Source organism: Candidatus Omnitrophota bacterium (assembly GCA_018830005.1).
GTDB lineage: Bacteria > Omnitrophota > Gorgyraeia > JAHJTE01 > JAHJTE01 > JAHJTE01.
On record JAHJTE010000004.1, the window covers coordinates 15,323 to 32,337 of the forward strand.

17 protein-coding genes are annotated in these 17,015 nt (G+C 35.6%); 1 reads left to right on the top strand and 16 read right to left on the bottom strand.

Annotated features, from left to right (window positions below; genetic code table 11):
- Positions 1 to 99: 99 nt before the first annotated feature.
- Positions 100 to 1,716 (top strand): hypothetical protein, encoded by a 1,617-nt coding sequence (locus tag KJ593_08090; protein MBU2541843.1) that lies wholly within the window; start codon positions 100 to 102, stop codon positions 1,714 to 1,716.
- Here KJ593_08090 and KJ593_08095 read toward each other — a convergent pair.
- From KJ593_08095 to KJ593_08170, 16 genes are all read right to left on the bottom strand, one after another.
- Entirely contained in the window at positions 1,691 to 3,847 is a 2,157-nt protein-coding gene (locus tag KJ593_08095; protein MBU2541844.1) for a GAF domain-containing protein, read from the bottom strand. The genes KJ593_08090 and KJ593_08095 overlap by 26 nt on opposite strands.
- 21 nt (positions 3,848 to 3,868) lie before the next feature.
- A complete protein-coding gene (locus tag KJ593_08100; protein MBU2541845.1) occupies positions 3,869 to 5,317 on the bottom strand; it encodes an NAD(P)/FAD-dependent oxidoreductase in 1,449 nt (482 codons plus the stop codon).
- A gap of 14 nt (positions 5,318 to 5,331) precedes the next feature.
- A complete protein-coding gene (locus KJ593_08105) occupies positions 5,332 to 6,882 on the bottom strand; it encodes an NAD(P)/FAD-dependent oxidoreductase (GenBank protein ID MBU2541846.1) in 1,551 nt (516 codons plus the stop codon).
- 2 nt (positions 6,883 to 6,884) lie between these two features.
- Entirely contained in the window at positions 6,885 to 8,183 is a 1,299-nt protein-coding gene (locus tag KJ593_08110) for a hypothetical protein (protein ID MBU2541847.1), read from the bottom strand.
- A 3-nt stretch (positions 8,184 to 8,186) separates the two neighbouring features.
- The gene (locus KJ593_08115; protein ID MBU2541848.1) at positions 8,187 to 8,453 is read right to left on the bottom strand and encodes an acyl carrier protein; all 267 of its coding nucleotides are present in this window, start codon (positions 8,451 to 8,453) and stop codon (positions 8,187 to 8,189) included.
- A gap of 7 nt (positions 8,454 to 8,460) precedes the next feature.
- Positions 8,461 to 9,675, bottom strand: coding sequence for a beta-ketoacyl-[acyl-carrier-protein] synthase family protein (locus KJ593_08120; GenBank protein ID MBU2541849.1), 1,215 nt, complete (start codon positions 9,673 to 9,675; stop codon positions 8,461 to 8,463).
- Complete coding sequence (gene fabZ / locus KJ593_08125) at positions 9,672 to 10,109, bottom strand: 3-hydroxyacyl-ACP dehydratase FabZ (GenBank protein ID MBU2541850.1); 438 nt, start codon at positions 10,107 to 10,109, stop codon at positions 9,672 to 9,674. The genes KJ593_08120 and fabZ overlap by 4 nt, the downstream gene beginning before the upstream one ends.
- Positions 10,106 to 11,344 (bottom strand): beta-ketoacyl-[acyl-carrier-protein] synthase family protein, encoded by a 1,239-nt coding sequence (locus KJ593_08130; GenBank protein MBU2541851.1) that lies wholly within the window; start codon positions 11,342 to 11,344, stop codon positions 10,106 to 10,108. The genes fabZ and KJ593_08130 overlap by 4 nt, the downstream gene beginning before the upstream one ends.
- Positions 11,341 to 12,084, bottom strand: coding sequence for a 3-oxoacyl-ACP reductase FabG (gene fabG / locus KJ593_08135; protein ID MBU2541852.1), 744 nt, complete (start codon positions 12,082 to 12,084; stop codon positions 11,341 to 11,343). Before fabG ends, KJ593_08130 begins: the two co-directional genes overlap by 4 nt.
- Complete coding sequence (locus KJ593_08140; GenBank protein ID MBU2541853.1) at positions 12,081 to 12,266, bottom strand: helix-turn-helix domain-containing protein; 186 nt, start codon at positions 12,264 to 12,266, stop codon at positions 12,081 to 12,083. The genes fabG and KJ593_08140 overlap by 4 nt, the downstream gene beginning before the upstream one ends.
- Before the next feature lie 219 nt (positions 12,267 to 12,485).
- The gene (locus KJ593_08145; protein MBU2541854.1) at positions 12,486 to 12,719 is read right to left on the bottom strand and encodes a biotin/lipoyl-binding protein; all 234 of its coding nucleotides are present in this window, start codon (positions 12,717 to 12,719) and stop codon (positions 12,486 to 12,488) included.
- On the bottom strand, positions 12,688 to 13,416 hold the full coding sequence (gene lipB / locus KJ593_08150; protein ID MBU2541855.1) for a lipoyl(octanoyl) transferase LipB: 729 nt from the start codon (positions 13,414 to 13,416) through the stop codon (positions 12,688 to 12,690). The genes KJ593_08145 and lipB overlap by 32 nt, the downstream gene beginning before the upstream one ends.
- The gene (locus KJ593_08155; protein MBU2541856.1) at positions 13,416 to 14,336 is read right to left on the bottom strand and encodes a malate dehydrogenase; all 921 of its coding nucleotides are present in this window, start codon (positions 14,334 to 14,336) and stop codon (positions 13,416 to 13,418) included. The genes lipB and KJ593_08155 overlap by 1 nt, the downstream gene beginning before the upstream one ends.
- 2 nt (positions 14,337 to 14,338) lie before the next feature.
- Positions 14,339 to 15,421 (bottom strand): isocitrate/isopropylmalate dehydrogenase family protein, encoded by a 1,083-nt coding sequence (locus KJ593_08160; protein ID MBU2541857.1) that lies wholly within the window; start codon positions 15,419 to 15,421, stop codon positions 14,339 to 14,341.
- Complete coding sequence (locus KJ593_08165) at positions 15,418 to 15,921, bottom strand: 3-isopropylmalate dehydratase (protein MBU2541858.1); 504 nt, start codon at positions 15,919 to 15,921, stop codon at positions 15,418 to 15,420. Before KJ593_08165 ends, KJ593_08160 begins: the two co-directional genes overlap by 4 nt.
- An 8-nt stretch (positions 15,922 to 15,929) precedes the next feature.
- A complete protein-coding gene (locus KJ593_08170) occupies positions 15,930 to 16,976 on the bottom strand; it encodes a type IV pilus twitching motility protein PilT (GenBank protein ID MBU2541859.1) in 1,047 nt (348 codons plus the stop codon).
- Positions 16,977 to 17,015 lie beyond the last annotated feature (39 nt).

The window sequence follows — 17,015 nt, forward strand, 5'->3', positions numbered from 1 at the left end:
AAAAAAATCTTAGTGGCTATTAGACAAAATTAACACGAAGGATTTCAAATATTTACTGCAGAAATCACATTACAAGCATATAAATACAAGAACTAAATTATGAATATTTTACTAATTACTGGATTTTTTATCTCACTTACTTCTTTAATCCTCATGGTATTACTTAAGATTTATGGGAGAACTAAGATTCACAGAATCTGGTTCTTGATGAATCTTGTAGTATTTGTTTGGGGGTTGGGTTGTTTTTTTATTGGAAAATCAACATCACCTGCTGAATCCTACCTATGGTGGCGAATTGCAGTAGTAGGAGGTTTATTTATCGCTCCCTTTTTTTATCACACCACTTGTATTTTTGCTATGGTTAGACAACCAGTGCGTTTGGTAGCTTCATATATACAAGCTTCTCTATTTGCAATATTATCTCTTTTTACGGACGTTACTTTAAATAAATTAAGACTTTTATCTGGAGTTGCTTATTATCCCACAGGAAATTTAATGTTTTTTATAATGTTTCTTTGTTGGACCACTGTTATTCTTTTTGGTACTAAAGTTCTCATTAATCTATTAAAAAAATCCACTGGAAAGCTACATTTACAAACAAAATACCTTATAATTGCCTTTCTTACTGGGTTCATTGGGGGAGGCGCTACGCTGTTTCCAGTTTTTGATCTCCCTTATTCATTTATTTATCCCTTTGGTAATTTCGGTGTTGCTTTATATTCGATTATTGGTACTTATGCAATTCTGCGTCATAAATTAATGGACATTTCCTTAGTAGTTCAAAAAGGTTTTATTTATTCTGTTTTAATTACACTAATAACTACTATTTATCTACTTTCTGTTTTATTGGCGGAAAGAATTTTATTCCGTTTCGCTGGATATACTTCAATAGTTGCTTCAATTTTAGCTGCTTTTACCATTGCTCTTCTCTTCACCCCGCTCAAAAATACTATCCAAAACTTCATTGACAAACGCTTCTTCAAAGGCACCCTCTCCTCTCTCGCTGAAGAAAAGCAACGCCTCGAAGAGGAACTAAGACGCTCGGAACGTCTCAAAGCAGTAGCAACTCTTGCTGCAGGTATGGCGCACGAAATCAAAAACCCTCTAACCAGCATAAAGACTTTTACGGAGTATTTAGAAAGAAATAAAAATAAGCCTGAATTTATTGCTAAATTTAAAAAGATAGTCAGCTCAGAAGTAGATAGAATAGATAACATCGTCCACCAATTACTTGATTTTGCTAAACCCACTCCTCTTAAATTAAAGCCTTGCGATATCCACCAGCTCCTCGATGAAACTCTCCTTCTTTTAAGCAATGACCTTTTGAAACACAAAATCAAACTAATCAGAGAATACAATACCCTAAACTCTCAACTAAAGGCTGATTTTAATCAGCTAAAACAGGCCTTTTTAAATATCTTCCTAAATGCCATTGAGGCGATGCCAAACGGTGGGATATTAACTGTTACAATAAATCAGCAAAACAACGAATTAATTGTTGCCATTAAAGATATGGGTAAAGGCATCTCAAAAGAATCGCTTCTTCATATCTTTGACCCCTTCTTCACAACCTCAAGCAAAGGAACAGGTTTAGGTTTATCTATTACTCATGGAATTATTAAAGAGCATGGTGGAAGAATTAAGATTGAAAGTAAACTTGGGATAGGAAGTGAGGTTGAAATAAGGTTAATTATGCAACAGGCAACTCAATTATAAAAGTTGTACCTTTTTTATATGTAGATTCAACTGAAATCTTACCCTTATGGTTATTGGTGACGATTTTTTGTATAACAAAAAGCCCTAAGCCAGTGCCTTTTTTTGCTGACGCTTTAGTGGTAAAGAATGGGGTAAAGAGCTTATCAAAATCTTCCTTCTTTACACCCATTCCATTGTCTGATACTTTAATTTGTAATTTGTCATCCTTTTGTTGACCAAGAATATCAATTATTCCTTTATAATCATCTTGCCTTAACTCTTCTTTTCTTTGTTTAATAGCAAAATAGCCGTTATCGATTAAATTAAAAAAGACCTCTTGAAGCTGAGTAAGATTCCCCTTTATTTTAGGTAGATTCTTACTGTAACTACGCTTGATTTCTATCTCACTTAATTTGACCTTGTATTGTGCCATTTCTAAGGCTGCATCAACAATTGAATCCAAAGAAACTGATTCAAATCCTTGTTCTCCAGGTCTGGAATATTTAAGCAAACCCCTGACAATCTCTCCGCCTTTTTTTACGTTATCTTGTACCTTCTCTAATGCATGCTCGACCTGATTAAATACTTCTTCTATTTCCGCTGGAATCCTCCTTTTTTTAGTAATTTTTAAAGTATCAATTGTATCTCCTGCGATCATACTTAATGCCTGAAATCTATTATTTATTTGATGTGACAGACCATCTGCCATAGTTCCAACCGTAGCCATTTTTTCAGCTTGGAAAAGCTGTTCTTGTGTGCGTTGTACCTCTTCGTAAAATTGAGCATTTTCTATAGCCAGCGCTGCCTGATTAGCCAATGTAGTCAACACATTTAAGTCATCCTGAGTATACATCCTTCCGGTTTTTTTATCTCCTAAGGTTAAAAAGCCAAGAAGCGCATCTTCGACAAGACACGGAATAATCACTGATGCATTTAAATCTTTCATCACAAGCTCTAAATCGTTCATTTGAGAATAAGTAAGATTGAGAAACTTTAATTCTTCATAAACAATTGGACATTGCTCATTACCAAGATACTGGATAAGAGATTCATTGACATCCAGACTTACCCTATTCGAACTAATAAAACGAGTTGATTTTAGAGTATATTGATTTAAATTTTGATCAGACAAAAATACTTGAGCGTTGACTGTCTTAAGAGCTTTAGTTATAAAATGCACTATAAGACCAAGAAGTTTTCTCAGATTTCTAATTTGGACCATCCCTTGAGACGCTTTAAGTAATAGATTGTGGGCATGTCTCTCATCGGCCAAAAGTCTATTTAGTGCCTTCTGTTGTAAGTACATAAATAAGTAAGGACCAGTGGTAGCAAACAAAAGCAGAGCCAACATTGGAACCCAAGTCCAACCTTTACCAAAAATACTCATTAACCAATTTCTCCCCCAACCCGCTAGGCCAAAAGGAATGCCTAAGACTAAAGTATATACAACTCCAACAATCGCTCCTTTTGCAACAGCAACCCTGATATCCATAATGCGATATCTTAAAATAGCATAGGTTGCAATAAGCGGATAGAAGACCATTATAATATTGAAAGGAAAAACTTTTATGCCGTATGTAGGTAGAAAATGGGAGCAACCACCAATAAATGCTATAAAAATAGGAAAAAGTAAATATTTAAGTTGGTTTTGTCTAGCTCCAGTTGAATTGATATATTCTTTAACTAAAATAGTGAAGGCATACAAAATAGAACTAAACCAAAGCAAGGTCGCGATAACATAAATACTATTAACTGCCCTGACGTAATAAAAAGAGTTGAACATGAACTCAAGTTTATATCCCATCTTATTTGAAAAATTTAGAAAGATAAAAAATATTGGATCAACAATATAGAAAAAGTATAATATTTTTCTTTTCTTAATTGCGCATAATTCTAACACCGTATGTAAAAAGGCTATGGAGATAAACATAGCCCAGAAATGGCCAAATTTCCACCAGAAAATCGCCCCATTAATATCCAAAGTTTTATTGCCGACAAAAAATAAACTGAGGCCCCAAAATGCATTGGCAATATTAAATAAAACCCAATATTTATGAAGTTTTAGTTTACCAAAAATTGAAATTATAATGGCGAGAGTAAAGCAAGTAAAAAAGATTAAGCCACCAAATATTGATAATAGGCTTGGACTCATAAGTTTTTAGCTTTTTTAAATCTAAATTTTAAAAATTTCACCAAGAAGTATTTTTGCAGTTTCAATGCCGCTGTATGCGGCAGGGCTTACTCCGCTACTCCTGTTCAACCAATGCCCAGTTAAATACAAATTCTTTATTTTTGTTTTTTGTGAGAAATTGGGATCGCAAAATTGCGTTGTTGTATCTGCCCAGCCATACGCAGAACCTTTATAGTTCAACGTTGATTTAAATAGAGTAAAAGGAGTGGCAATGATTTTTATCTTTATATGCTCTGTAATATCTGGCAGTAATCTCTCAGCTAATTTTATCATTTTTCCACTAATTACATTTTTTTTATTTTCATTCCAAAATCTTTCATTTACAAAAGGCATATTAACAAATAGAAATAAAGACTCTTTTGTGCTCCTTTTATCTAAGAAAGAGTTATTCTTTACAGATGAACTGGTTATTCCAATGTAATCATACTCCTTATTCAATAGATTAGTATAAATTTTCTCAATATTATTATAATTATTATTTATAATCCAAATGTGTGATTTTAAATCAGGTAAATTATCCAGATCTTTACTGATTCCCAAATAAACTAAAAAAGCCGACAAAGACGTTTCTCTAGTATGTATTCTATTAGAAATTGTTTTAGGAACCTTCGTTGCATCGATAAGACTATGGAAAGTTTCATGAAGATCGCAAGCAGCTATAACAACTTTAGAAAAAATAGACTTTCCGCTTTCTAATATAACACCTCTAGCAATATTGTCTTCGAGTATAATTTTTTTTACCATTGTAGCTAAGGTAACGGTCCCTCCGAATTCAGAAAATTTATTTGCTAAAGCATTTGAAAATTTCTGCATACCACCTAATGGGTAATACCCTCCATCAAAAATAAAGTCTCTATAAAGTAAATATGCCGCAAGAGTTGATAATCGCGATGGAGGAACACCTGTATAACCTAATAATACAATAGATAATATAGTCTTTAATTCTTCATTAGTAAAATAGAAATCAAGGTTGTTCTTAAAAGAAGTGTTTCTCATTTTTGAAAGAGAAGTAATAGGAGAGAATAATATTTTTTCAAAAAATTTTTTTATAGCTTTTTCTTGTTTTGGAAAATACCTTTGCAGTTCCCCAATAGTTTTACCAACGCTACCATATAAGTTGACTTTATAATTTGGGGTTATTACAATATCTCTAATCTCATAATTAATAAATTCTAAATCATTTTTTAAGTCAAGTTCTTGAATAATTCTTTGCAAGCTACCGTCTTTACCACAACCGCTCAAAGAACAAACACAGGCATCAAAGAAAAAACCCTGTCTAACAAAAGAAGCACAATATCCTCCCGGACTTATATTTTTTTCCACAATTAAAGTGTTAACCCCTCTTTTTGCCAAATAACAACCACAGATAAGCCCACTAATGCCTCCACCAATAATCACTACGTCGTAATCACACTTATTAAAATTTTTCATTTTATCGTTTTTGCTTATAAAGCAACTTTTCCATTCGTTAATTTACCCTTTAACACAATATCAGAGAAAGAGGTGGCAGAAATTAGAGCACCCGGAATACCTGCGCCAGGAAAAGTTTTGGCGCCCACTAAAAACAAATTCTCTATAGGTGTCTTATTATGGAATCTTCTAAGAAGTGTTTGTTGAGGACTAGCTGCAATATCATAAATTGCTCCTTCTGTTGCATTAAGCCATTTTTCAAAAGAAACAGGAGTTAATACATTGCTAAGCTTTACTTTTTTTATAACCCAAAATTTCCTAATTTCTTTGATTACTAATTGAACGATTTCGCTCTTTAAATCTTCATATTCTTTCCTTCCATACAAATTTATAAATTTTTTCCATAAAATGTAATTTGCAGGCAGCCAACCAATATTAAAAATATAAATGTTCTCTGAATCAAAGTTATCAAAATTGCTTAAGCAATTGATATTTACTGATAACACTGGTTTAGTATACGACTGTGAATTAAATTTAAACAACATCTTTAGTCTTTTTTCTAAATCTATGCGGAGTGGCAGTACTATCGTCCCAACAGACAAAAAGTCTCGATTTAACTCTGCCTCAGCTATCAAATGGATTTGTATCGCAGAACAAGACATCTTTAATTCTACGGCTCTATTAATAAGATTTTGCGGTAAAAATCTTCTCTCGATTAATTCTAAAAATGTTTTTTTACTATCGATATTAGAGGCAATTTTTTTAGCGTAATATTCATTATTATTTTTATCTCTAACCCCGTAAGTTACCTTTTTACTATTTAAAAGAATTTTATCAACTTCCGTGTTATACAATATTCTCCCACCTAATTCTTCAAAATTCGAAGCCAATATAACTGGAATCCTTCCAAACCCCCCTTTTACAAAACAGCTTTTATCTGTATGATATGCCCCTAATAAACATATCATATACAACGCTGACACAGCACCTTTTTCTAATCCTAGGTAAAGCCAATAAACAGAAATAATTTCTTTCAACGCAGGGGAACTTATAAACCTATTTAAGAACTTTTCAAAAGTATAATTTCTGTATTTAAAAAGGTGCGGAAATAAAAATGGATACAAAAACAAAATAGACAAAGATGGATTAGAATAGCTTTTTACCGCTTCATGCTGCCATATTTTTGTTATTTCATTAAATAATTTTTTAATATTTTTATGCTCGGCAGGAAAATAAAGTTTTAATTCTTCGGCGTATTTACTAAAATCCCCGTAACAAAATATTGGTTTATTTTGATTTTTAGGTATATAAATAAAAGGTTTTTCTAATTCTAAAAATTCGAACCTTTCATTTATATTTAAATAATCAAAAATTCTATTTACAACCGCCCCTTCTCTAATACCACATAAAGAATGGGTTATGTCAATTGGATAACCATCTTTATAGAAAGTAGTTACAGCTCCACCTGGTACCTGATTTTTTTCTAAAATCAAGACTTTCATGCCATTTTTGGCAAGTATATTACCAGCAGTTAATCCGCCTATACCAGCGCCGATAATTATTACATCATATTCGTCTTTTTTCATAGTCAATCTATCTTCTTAAACACTGCTGCGGCGTTAAAGCCTGCAAATGCACAGCAGGTTTTCATTATTATATTAAGCTTGCTTTTTATTTCTGTTTTTACTAAAGAAATATTAAATTTTGGATCTGGCTTATCATAGTTTAGCGTTGCTGGTACTATGCCATTTTTGAGTGCCAACAAAAGGATCGCCGCCTCTAATAAAGCACTACCACCTAAATTATGTCCCACATAAGGTTTAAAGGTTGAAATTAAAGGTTTTTTTTGATTTGTTTCAAAAACATCGGTTATTGCCTTAGCTTCATAATAATCAATCGGCTGAGATCCTACACCATGCGGACAAAGAAAGTCTATCTTTTCTTTATCAATGCCACTATTTTTTAGTGCTTTTGAAATTGCTTTTTGATATGAGTTCCCTCCTATTTGGGGAACAGTAATCTTCCAGCCTTCAAGATCAAAACCCCCGCCTAGATATTCGGCGTATATTTGTGCCTTACGTTTTCTAGCATGTTCTAAATCTTCTATTGCAATGGCTGCACCACCATCGCCAAAAACAAGACCGTTACTATCTTTACAAAATGGCCTAACCATTCCGTCAGGAGAATATATTCCTAACTCATGAAACCACAAGTACTTATATATATCAGGATAGTCTGAAGCTGCTATAATAACAGCTTTGGCTTGGTTATTTCTTATTATTTGACTTGCTGCTTCAATGGCGTATAAACCTGAAGCACAGGCATTATTAATAAATAATGAATAATTATGAATATTAAAGACTCTAGCAATGTGGAATAAATCTGCGAAGGTTTGAATATCGTATCCGCTTTTCAGGAAAGCGCGATAAAACTTATCAAAAAAAACCTTTTTAGAAATATCCTTTTTTCTTTTATTTATTAGCATTTCGTAAGCGAGATCACTTACCTTAAAACCAAATGGCATTAGTCCAAGATTTTCGTGAGCCAATACCAGGCTGATGTTATTATCCTTGCGATTATACTCTAGCCCGCTGTCATCCAAGGCCAGCTTAATAGCAGCGATAAGATAATTTAAATCAATTATTTCTTCGCCCTCCTTCCATTCTTTAATATCATTTAATTTGTCTTTATCTATTCCAAAATCTGAAATATCAAAATTTTCAACTTTATGAAAATAGAATTGATCCCAAATCTCACCATCAAGAGTGCATTTCTCAAGCTTTAGATTAGTTCTTTGCTGGAGAATGCCCTGCCAAAGTTTATCTTTGCCTATTCCAATAGAGCTTATGGGACCTATACCGGTTATAACAATTCTCTTATCAGGCATAGCTTATACTTTATTTTTTTTCTCTAGAGCTTCTTTTAAGACTTTAAGTGCTTCTGCAATAGTAGTAATTTGAGGAATCTGTTCATCTCTGATAGAGACCTTGAACTTCCGCTCAATCGCAACTGAAATCTCGATTGCTTTAATCGAATCAACGCCTAAATCCTTCCAAAAATTTGCATCTGGCTTTAATTCTTTAGTATCTCTACCAGTGACATTAGCGACTAATTCTATTAATTCTTGTTTAAGCTTATCAAGCATTTCTTCTGGCATGTAGACATCATCTCCTTTTGTATTTCTTTATTGCAAGTGAAGAATTATTGCCACCAAAGGCAAAACCATTATTCAAGGCAACATCTACTCTTTGTTTTCTTGCGGCATTAGGAACGCAATCGATATCACACTCAGGATCAGGCGTCTCAAAGTTTATTGTCGGAGCAATTACGTTATTTTCTACGCTTAAACAACAGACAATTGCTGAAATTGCAGAAGCCGCACCCATGGTATGACCCAACATTGACTTTATGGCGCTAACCGCTACCTTTCTGCCGTTGAAAACTTTTTTTATCGCTGCTGACTCTACTCTATCGTTATGCTTTGTGCCTGTTCCATGAGCACTTATATAATCTACATCATCAGGGGTTAAATCTGACTCTTTTAGTGTATTAATCATACAATCGACTATTCCTTCAACCTGAGGATTTGTCATATGAAAAGCATCACAGCTTAAACCATAACCTAATATTTCAGCATAAATAAGCGCATTTCTTTTAAGGGCACTCTCTAGGGTTTCCAATATTAGCATACCTGCCCCCTCACCTACTATCATACCTTTTCTATTCTTATCAAATGGCTGACATTTTTCAGGTGCTACAGCTCGTACTTGATTAAAGCCAGTAAAGGAAAGATAGGAAAATGCATCTGAGCCACCCACAATAACTAAATCTGCCTTATCCAATTGCAAGAGATCAAAACCATAACCTATGCCATAATTACCAGCTGCACAAGCAGTAGTAAAAATGCGATTTATGCCCTTTGTTTTTAATTCAATTGCCATGCTAGAAGAAATATTATTTACAGGATATTGCATTATAGACCACTTTTCCACTTTATCGTGTCCATGTTTTGTCCAAATAATATCCATTTCTTCTATTTCCTGGGCCTCGCCACCAGTTGTACCAATGCAGATTGCTATACGTAGAGATCCAAGTCTATTAGCATTTAATTTGGCGTCGTCCAAGGCTAATTTTGCCGCAGCAATAGCAAGACGCGAAGCCCTACCCATCAATTTTATCTTGTTTTTGCTCATGAATGATTCACAATTAAAGTCTTTAATCTCACCACCAAAATGAGTAAATTGATTCGTGGTATCAAATGACTCAACCAATGATATACCGGATTTGCCTTTAATTAAATTGTCCCAAAAGACATCTTTACCGATGCCAATTGATGAAACGACTCCTAGACCTGTTACTACTACCCTTTTCTTTTTCATTTTTTAACTGCAAATACTAACTCAGCCTCTGCTATCTGCTTATCTTTAACAAATGCTTTTGTACTAATAAAAGCGCCCGTTGGCAATAATTTTACTGTTTCTGCTTCAAGGCTTAGCTGATCTCCCGGAAAAACAGGATGTATAAAACGAGCCTTTATTGAACCTAAATAATAATTTGGAACATTTACTAGCTCATCCTCATATCCGCTGTGATAAAGCACAATGGAAGCCTGGGCCATGGCTTCAACAATTGAGGTGCCGGGCATTATAGGATTTCCAGGAAAATGACCCTGCAAAAAACTATCATTAATACTTACATTTTTAATCGCCACGACGCGTTTTCCTGGCTCCAACTCTATTACCCTATCAATTAAGAGCATTGGATGTCTATGTGGCAGAACCTTTTTTATTTGATCTATATCAAGTGTCTTCATTTTAGTTTTCCTATTATTACCACTGTATTTGCCCCGTTAGGGCCAAAGGCATTAATCATTATTCTGTTTAATTTATTCTTTCTACTTTTATTTGTTACGTAATTAAGATTGCAATCAGGATCTTTTTCCTGGTAATTTATAGTTGGCGGAATAAGGTCTTTGTTTAGAGCGCCGATAGCTGCAACTGTAGATAATCCACCTGAGGCACTAAATGTTTCACCTAAGATAGACTTAGGGGCAGTGATGCAAACCTCATCAGCAAAGTTACCGAAGACATCTTTAATAGCCTTTGTTTCAATTCGATCGGCGTCTTTAGTTGAGTTTGCATTTGCGAAAATGCAATCTATGTCTTCGGGTTTCAAATTTGCATCCGCTAGCGCCAATTGCATTGCCTTTACCATACCTTCGCCCTTTGGATTGAATCTGTAGAATTTAATCGGGTCAAAGCAAGAACCGATACCAAGAACTTGGGCATAAATATTAGCCTTACGCTTTTTTGCAGAATCCAGTTCTTCTAAAATAAGAACAGTTGAGCCTTCAGAAAAAATAATGCCGTTTCTTCTTTTATCAAAAGGACAAGATAAAGGCTCGGGGTCACCGTTAAGACCAGATAGATAATTGAGCTTATAAAATCCAAGAAAGGTCTGAATGCAAAAATCTTCTACTGCACCCGTAACAACTGTATTTGTTCTTCCTAGATTTATAAAATCGCGCGCATAATCTAATGCGTCTAGGGCGGCACACATTCCTGTTGAAATTGTAGAATTAAAGCCTTTGATTTTAAATCTAATACCTATACGGCTTGCAGGAGAATTACCAACAGTGCTCGGGAAGACTGACGGATTAACATATCTGGGACCTTCCCTTAAAGATTCTTTGTCAAATTCTGAAATACTATGAAGACTCCCAAATGTCGTGCCCACAGAAACTCCAATCTGTTTAGTATTAGTTTCATTTATATCTAATTTGGCATCGTCAATAGCAAGTTTTACAGCTGAGCTTAATAGAAGTGTCGCCCTGTCTAAATCCATTATGTTTTGAGTGTTCAATATTTGTTTAGGATTAAAATTGCTTATTTCGCCGCCAATTTTAACCTTTAGGTCTGAGGTATCAAACAGAGTAATGGGCTTAAATCCGGATTTCCCGTCCATAATGGATTGCCAGTATTCGTCTTTACCTATTCCAATAGGCGAGATGACGCCAATTCCGGTTATAACAGTTCTGCTCTTTTTCAAGTTGCTAGGCCTCCATCAACAATAAAAGTTTGGCCGGTTATGTAATCAGCTAAATCAGAAATTAAGAATTTGACTACTTTAGCTACCTCTTCAGGATTTCCAAACCTTCCTAAAGGAATTCGTTCTAGCTCCTTGTCTTTCATGGTTTCATTCAAACTAGACAACATATCCGTTTTGATAAACCCAGGAGCAACTGCATTTACCCTTATGTTGTAAGGTGCCACCTCTTGAGCCAATGCCTTTGTAAAGCCTAATATAGCAGCCTTAGCAGCCGAATAATTCGTCTGCTTTGCTATACCCCTAATACCGCTCACTGAACTTATATTAACTATTACACCAGATTTTCTTTTTAAAAAATCCACTATAATTGAACGAGTAATATTAAAGACTCCTCCTAAATCAACCCTTATTACCTTTTGCCAATCTTCTTGCTCCATAAACGCCAAGGCCTTATCGTTAATGATACCGGCATTATTAACCAAGATATCTATGGAATCGAAATCTTTTTTAATGTCATCGACCCATTTCTTAACACTCTGGAGGTCTTCGATGTTAACTTCGTATCCTTTTACCTTAACCTCATCTGATGATAACTCTATCTCAATCTCTTTAGCCAAATCTCTGCTTTTTAGATAGTTAAATGCTATGTTAACTCCCTCTCTGGCAAGTTCATTGACTATTGCTCTGCCAATGCCTCTCGTACCTCCAGTAACGATGGCTGTTTTATTCTTACCCTTCATTTTATGACTCCTCGCATTTTTTTGTTAATCCACTCATCAAGAAATCGTTTTGAAAAGCGCCAGTCGCCCCCTAATTTAAATGCCGGGATTCTACGCTCCCGGGCATACTTCTTTACAGTAAAAGGGTGAAGCTTTAAAATTCTAGCTACTTCCTTTGTGGTTAATATATCACTATCTATCATTTTGCAATTGATGAAAAAACATGCTAAATATTAACTATTGTCAATCGTTGCTATTCGTTGTTTTACGGAATTATTAATATAGCATTGTTGTTAAATGTTGTCAAGCGTTATTTTATGGAGACATAGATAGTCATGGGTAAGATGATATAGATTATCCTAGATTAAGAATTAGAGAGGTCTGAAGGATTGGCAGGAAATTAGAAGGTTAAAGACGTGGCTTTACTCCTTAATCTCAGCAAGGGCATCGCCGACATTAACAGTATCGCCTTCTTGAACTAAGATTTTCGAAAGTGTACCGCTGGCAGAAGAAGGAACATTAAACGTTGCCTTATCTGTTGCTGCTTCAACTAAGTCCTCTCCTTCTTTAACTGCCTCACCTTCTTTAATATGCCAGAAGGTTACTATTGCCTTGGTAATACCTTCACCCAGTTCTGGTAAGATTACTTGTTTCATTCTTTACTCCTTTATTTCTTTCTGTTTTGATATTTAAATTAAAAACTTTACAAAAATTATCCATTAGTTTATGTTTAAATACGTTGAAATCAACACTATATCCTAACTCTTTAGCCACTGAAGTCATTTCAACATCCATTCCACAAGGCCGAATATAGGAAAATATCTTTAGATTATTATTTACATTAATAGTTAAGCCGTGATATGTAATCCAATGACTAATGCCGATGCCGATAGAGGCAATCTTTTTACTTCCAGCCCATACGCCTCTTTTATCCTGCACAACGTGTGCCCTTAGGCTAAATTCCCTAAGCGTATTGAGTATAACATGTTGAAGATTATTTAAAAAAACATGGATGTCCTGGTGTTTTCTCATCTTTAAATCAAAAACAGGATATATCGTCAACTGCCCTAATTCATGAGCCGTAATATCTCCCCCGCGATCAATCTTAAAAAAATCAACGCCCTTTGCATTTAAGCTATTTGGATCACACAAGAGGTTATTGATATTTCCAGATCTTCCAAGGGTAATAACAGGAAAATGTTCACAGATAATCAAGGCCTCGTTAGATAATCCAAGCTTTAATTCCTCAAGGGACCTTTTTTGTAAATGGTAGGCTTTTTTATAGGAAATCTTTCCAAGATCGATTATATCACAGTCAAATGTCATTTTTTCTGTGGCTTGCTTCGAGTGCACTAATGCGGTAATTTTTTGGTAAGCTCCTTGATTGTCTGCGCAGTAAGCCTTAATGTTTCCTCTTCTTCTTTATTTAAAGCTAGGGTGATTATTTCCTCGATACCTGATTTTCCTATCTTTGCAGGTACACCCAAACAGATATCAGAGATGCCGTATTCACCTTTAAGATATGCGGCTGCACAAATAATCTTTTTTTCATCTTTAGCAATTGCTTTAACAATTTCAAATATAGCTGCCGAAGGCGCAAAATAGGCACTGCCGCTACCATAAAGAGAGACAATCTCTGCGCCTCTTTCAACTGTCAAGTCAGATATTGTTTTAATCTCTTCTTTTGTTGCAGACTCTGCCAAAGACACATCTTTAACATAAGTCAACCTATCCAACGGCAGCATACCTCTTCCGTGGCTGGCGATGACCTGGGCATTAATGTCATTAATATTCTTATCAAACTTTGAAGCTATTAAGTTCGCAAAACGGGCTGAATCCAAACTATTTCCCATTCCGATTAATCGCTTTGAGTCAATCTGGGTGAGTTTTTTAAAATAATAAACCATTAAATCCAATGGATTTGTAACTATAATTACGATTGCATCTTTAAGCTTAGATTTTATTTTTGTCGCAATCTCTTTAATTAAATTAGCGTTTTTGGCTATCAGGTCTTCCCTGCTCATGCCAGCTCGACGAGGAAAACCTGCGGTAATAACGATAATTTCACTTTTTTCTACTTGATTGATATCAGATGTGGCAATGATTTTTTGGGGGGATTTGGAAAAATAAAGACTATCGGAAATATCTGCGGCCTTGGCCTTGGCAATATCCTCTTTAATATCAATTAGGGTTACATCTGCCAGGTGAGAATCTATAATGCGGCTTGCAAGCAGTCCCCCGACATTACCAGCGCCAATTATGCTAACTTTCATTTTTATAATTCCTTGATAATCGCCTCGGCCATCTCGCTGGTGCCTACTGCAGTGGGATCATTGCGGTCAGGCTTCAAATCATAGGTTACAGACTTACCTTCTTTTACTACCTTGATTAATGCATTCTTTAATCGTTGACTTGCTTGTTTTTCATTTAGATAATCTAGCATCATTACTGCAGATAGTATTGTTGCCGCAGGATTTACCTTGTTCTTCCCAGTATACTTCGGAGCTGCGCCGTGAACAGGTTCAAATAACGCTAATTCATCTCCAATATTTGCACCCGGGGCCACCCCTAAACCTCCTACTAAGCCAGCGCAAAGATCAGAGATTATATCTCCATAAAGATTAGGCAGTGCCAAGCAATCAAAATTCGTGGGCCGAAGCACAAGCTGCATTGATAAATTATCTACTATGGTCTCCTCAAAATCAATTTTCCCTTTGTATTTAGAAGCGATCTGGCGGCCGCATTCCAGAAACAATCCATCAGAATACTTCATAATATTGGCTTTATGAACTGCTGTAATTTTTTTCCTTTTATGTGCAATTGCATATTCAAAGGCAAAGGTAAATAATCTTTTTGAAGCTGATTCAGAAATTGGCTTTAGAGAAATCGCAGAATCAGACTTTATATCCCTGCCAGTTGTCTTTTTCGTAAGATTGATAAGCCCTTTTACCTCTTTTGAGCCTTTCTCAAATTCAATTCCGGCATATAGATCTTCTGTATTCTCCCTGAATATTAATATATCAATGTCAGGATTAATGCTTCTTATTCCAGGATATGCCTTGGCAGGACGCAGGCAGACAAACAAATCCAGTTTTTGACGCAACTGAACATTAACAGAACGATATCCGCCTGCAACTGGAGTGATAATCGGCCCTTTAAGGGCAACTTTGTTCTTTCTGATGGAATCTAGAACCTCTTGAGGTAGAATCTCGCCCTTCTCTTTTAAGGTAACGCTGCCGGCATTCTTTATTTCCCAATCTATCTTTACACCGGTTGCATCCACGCATTTTCTCGCAGCAGCGGCAACTTCAGGTCCAATGCCATCACCAGGAATTAAGGTAACTTTGTGTGTACTCATTTTAATTTTATTGTCCCGTACTTTTTGAAATGGTTGACTATTCCTCCATCTGCAATTAGTCTCTGCATAAATGCAGGAAGAGGCCTAATGTTTATTATAGACTCTGTCTTAATATTGCGAATAACGCCTTTATCAAAGTCCAATTGCAACTGATCATTATCCTTAATTGCCGAGGTATCAGCCTCAATTAAAGGCAAGCCAATATTAAAAGAATTTCGATAGAAAATTCTTGCAAAATTCTTAGCAATAAGGGCAATAACGCCAGCTTCTTTAATAACTAAAGGGGCCTGTTCCCGAGAAGAGCCCATACCAAAGTTCTCACCCGCAACCAGGATTGTTGAACCTGGGGTTATCTTATTTATAAAATCAGGATCAAGGTCTTCCATTAAATGCTGTGAAAGTTTCTTTATATCTGTAATTTGAAATTTGTATCTTCCAGATATAATCGTATCCGTGTTGATATTATCACCTAATTTAATTACTTTTCCGACTAGTTTCATCAGAGATATTATAGGCTCTTAAATTCAGCTGGATTTTTTACCTTACTTAGAGCAACCTCTTCTGTGATCAAACCCTGGGTATATAATTCCTTCAATGATGTTTCCATCAATTTCATTCCGAATTGTTTTCCTGTCTGCATTAATGTCGGGATCTGCTCAATCTCTTGTTCTCTAATCAGGTTTCGTATTCCAGGTGTGCCGACCATAATCTCAGTTGCTGCTACTCTTCCCTGACCAGTCGCACGCGACAGGAGCAGCTGTGAGACAACACCTTGCAAGCAGTCAGCCAACTGCAATTTGACCTGTTGCTGCTGATGTGGAGGAAAAACATCAATGATTCTTTCGATTGTCTGAGGCGCATCAGGAGTATGCAATGTTGTTAAAACCAAATGACCTGTTTCTGCAGCAGTTAGGGCTGTGGAAATTGTTTCAAGATCCCTCATCTCCCCTACCACAATAACGTCAGGATCTTGACGCAAGGAGTGCTTTAGCGCCTCTGAGAACGAATGGGTATCAGCAAAGACCTCACGTTGTTTAATAACACTTTTCTTGTTATGATGTATATATTCAATTGGGTCTTCAATAGAAATTATCATATCCTGCCTTTCTTCGTTTATCAAATCCACCATTGCCGCCAGGGTTGTGGTCTTACCTACACCCGTAGGGCCAGTAATCAAAACTAGACCGTTTGGCCTTCTTGCTAAGGCAGCAAGTATCTTAGGTAGACCCAATTCTTCCAGCGTGGGAATCAATAAAGGTATTCTTCTAAAGGCGGCCTCAACCGCACCCTTTTGAACATGGACATTAACTCGGAAACGATCGATGCCAGGTAAGGATAGAGATAAATCTAGTTCCCATTGCTTTTCAAATTTTTCTTTTTGTGCATCATTTAAGATGCTGTAGATCATTTTCTTTAATTTCTCTCGGTTTAGTTCTTCACGCTTAGTATAGATTAACTTTCCATCAATACGCAAAATTGGAGGCATATTCTCTGTTAAGTGCAAATCAGAGGCCTTGCTTTTGATTGTTAGCATTAGAAGTTCTCTTAAGTCCATAATCTTCTCCTTTTAATTTTTTAATGACAACTAAATGTA

What these genes read in the sequence shown, in the direction of transcription:
- KJ593_08090 (MBU2541843.1), top strand. Translation starts at nt 100, where the DNA reads ATGAATATTTTACTAATTACTGGATTTTTTATCTCACTTACTTCTTTA.
- KJ593_08110 (MBU2541847.1), bottom strand. Translation starts at nt 8,183, where the DNA reads ATGCCTGATAAGAGAATTGTTATAACCGGTATAGGTCCCATAAGCTCT.
- KJ593_08155 (MBU2541856.1), bottom strand. Translation starts at nt 14,336, where the DNA reads ATGAAAGTTAGCATAATTGGCGCTGGTAATGTCGGGGGACTGCTTGCA.
- KJ593_08095 (MBU2541844.1), bottom strand. Translation starts at nt 3,847, where the DNA reads ATGAGTCCAAGCCTATTATCAATATTTGGTGGCTTAATCTTTTTTACT.
- KJ593_08165 (MBU2541858.1), bottom strand. Translation starts at nt 15,921, where the DNA reads ATGAAACTAGTCGGAAAAGTAATTAAATTAGGTGATAATATCAACACG.
- KJ593_08160 (MBU2541857.1), bottom strand. Translation starts at nt 15,421, where the DNA reads ATGAGTACACACAAAGTTACCTTAATTCCTGGTGATGGCATTGGACCT.
- KJ593_08105 (MBU2541846.1), bottom strand. Translation starts at nt 6,882, where the DNA reads ATGAAAAAAGACGAATATGATGTAATAATTATCGGCGCTGGTATAGGC.
- KJ593_08120 (MBU2541849.1), bottom strand. Translation starts at nt 9,675, where the DNA reads ATGAAAAAGAAAAGGGTAGTAGTAACAGGTCTAGGAGTCGTTTCATCA.
- KJ593_08100 (MBU2541845.1), bottom strand. Translation starts at nt 5,317, where the DNA reads ATGAAAAATTTTAATAAGTGTGATTACGACGTAGTGATTATTGGTGGA.
- KJ593_08145 (MBU2541854.1), bottom strand. Translation starts at nt 12,719, where the DNA reads ATGAAACAAGTAATCTTACCAGAACTGGGTGAAGGTATTACCAAGGCA.
- KJ593_08170 (MBU2541859.1), bottom strand. Translation starts at nt 16,976, where the DNA reads ATGGACTTAAGAGAACTTCTAATGCTAACAATCAAAAGCAAGGCCTCT.
- fabG (MBU2541852.1), bottom strand. Translation starts at nt 12,084, where the DNA reads ATGAAGGGTAAGAATAAAACAGCCATCGTTACTGGAGGTACGAGAGGC.
- fabZ (MBU2541850.1), bottom strand. Translation starts at nt 10,109, where the DNA reads ATGAAGACACTTGATATAGATCAAATAAAAAAGGTTCTGCCACATAGA.
- KJ593_08115 (MBU2541848.1), bottom strand. Translation starts at nt 8,453, where the DNA reads ATGCCAGAAGAAATGCTTGATAAGCTTAAACAAGAATTAATAGAATTA.
- KJ593_08140 (MBU2541853.1), bottom strand. Translation starts at nt 12,266, where the DNA reads ATGATAGATAGTGATATATTAACCACAAAGGAAGTAGCTAGAATTTTA.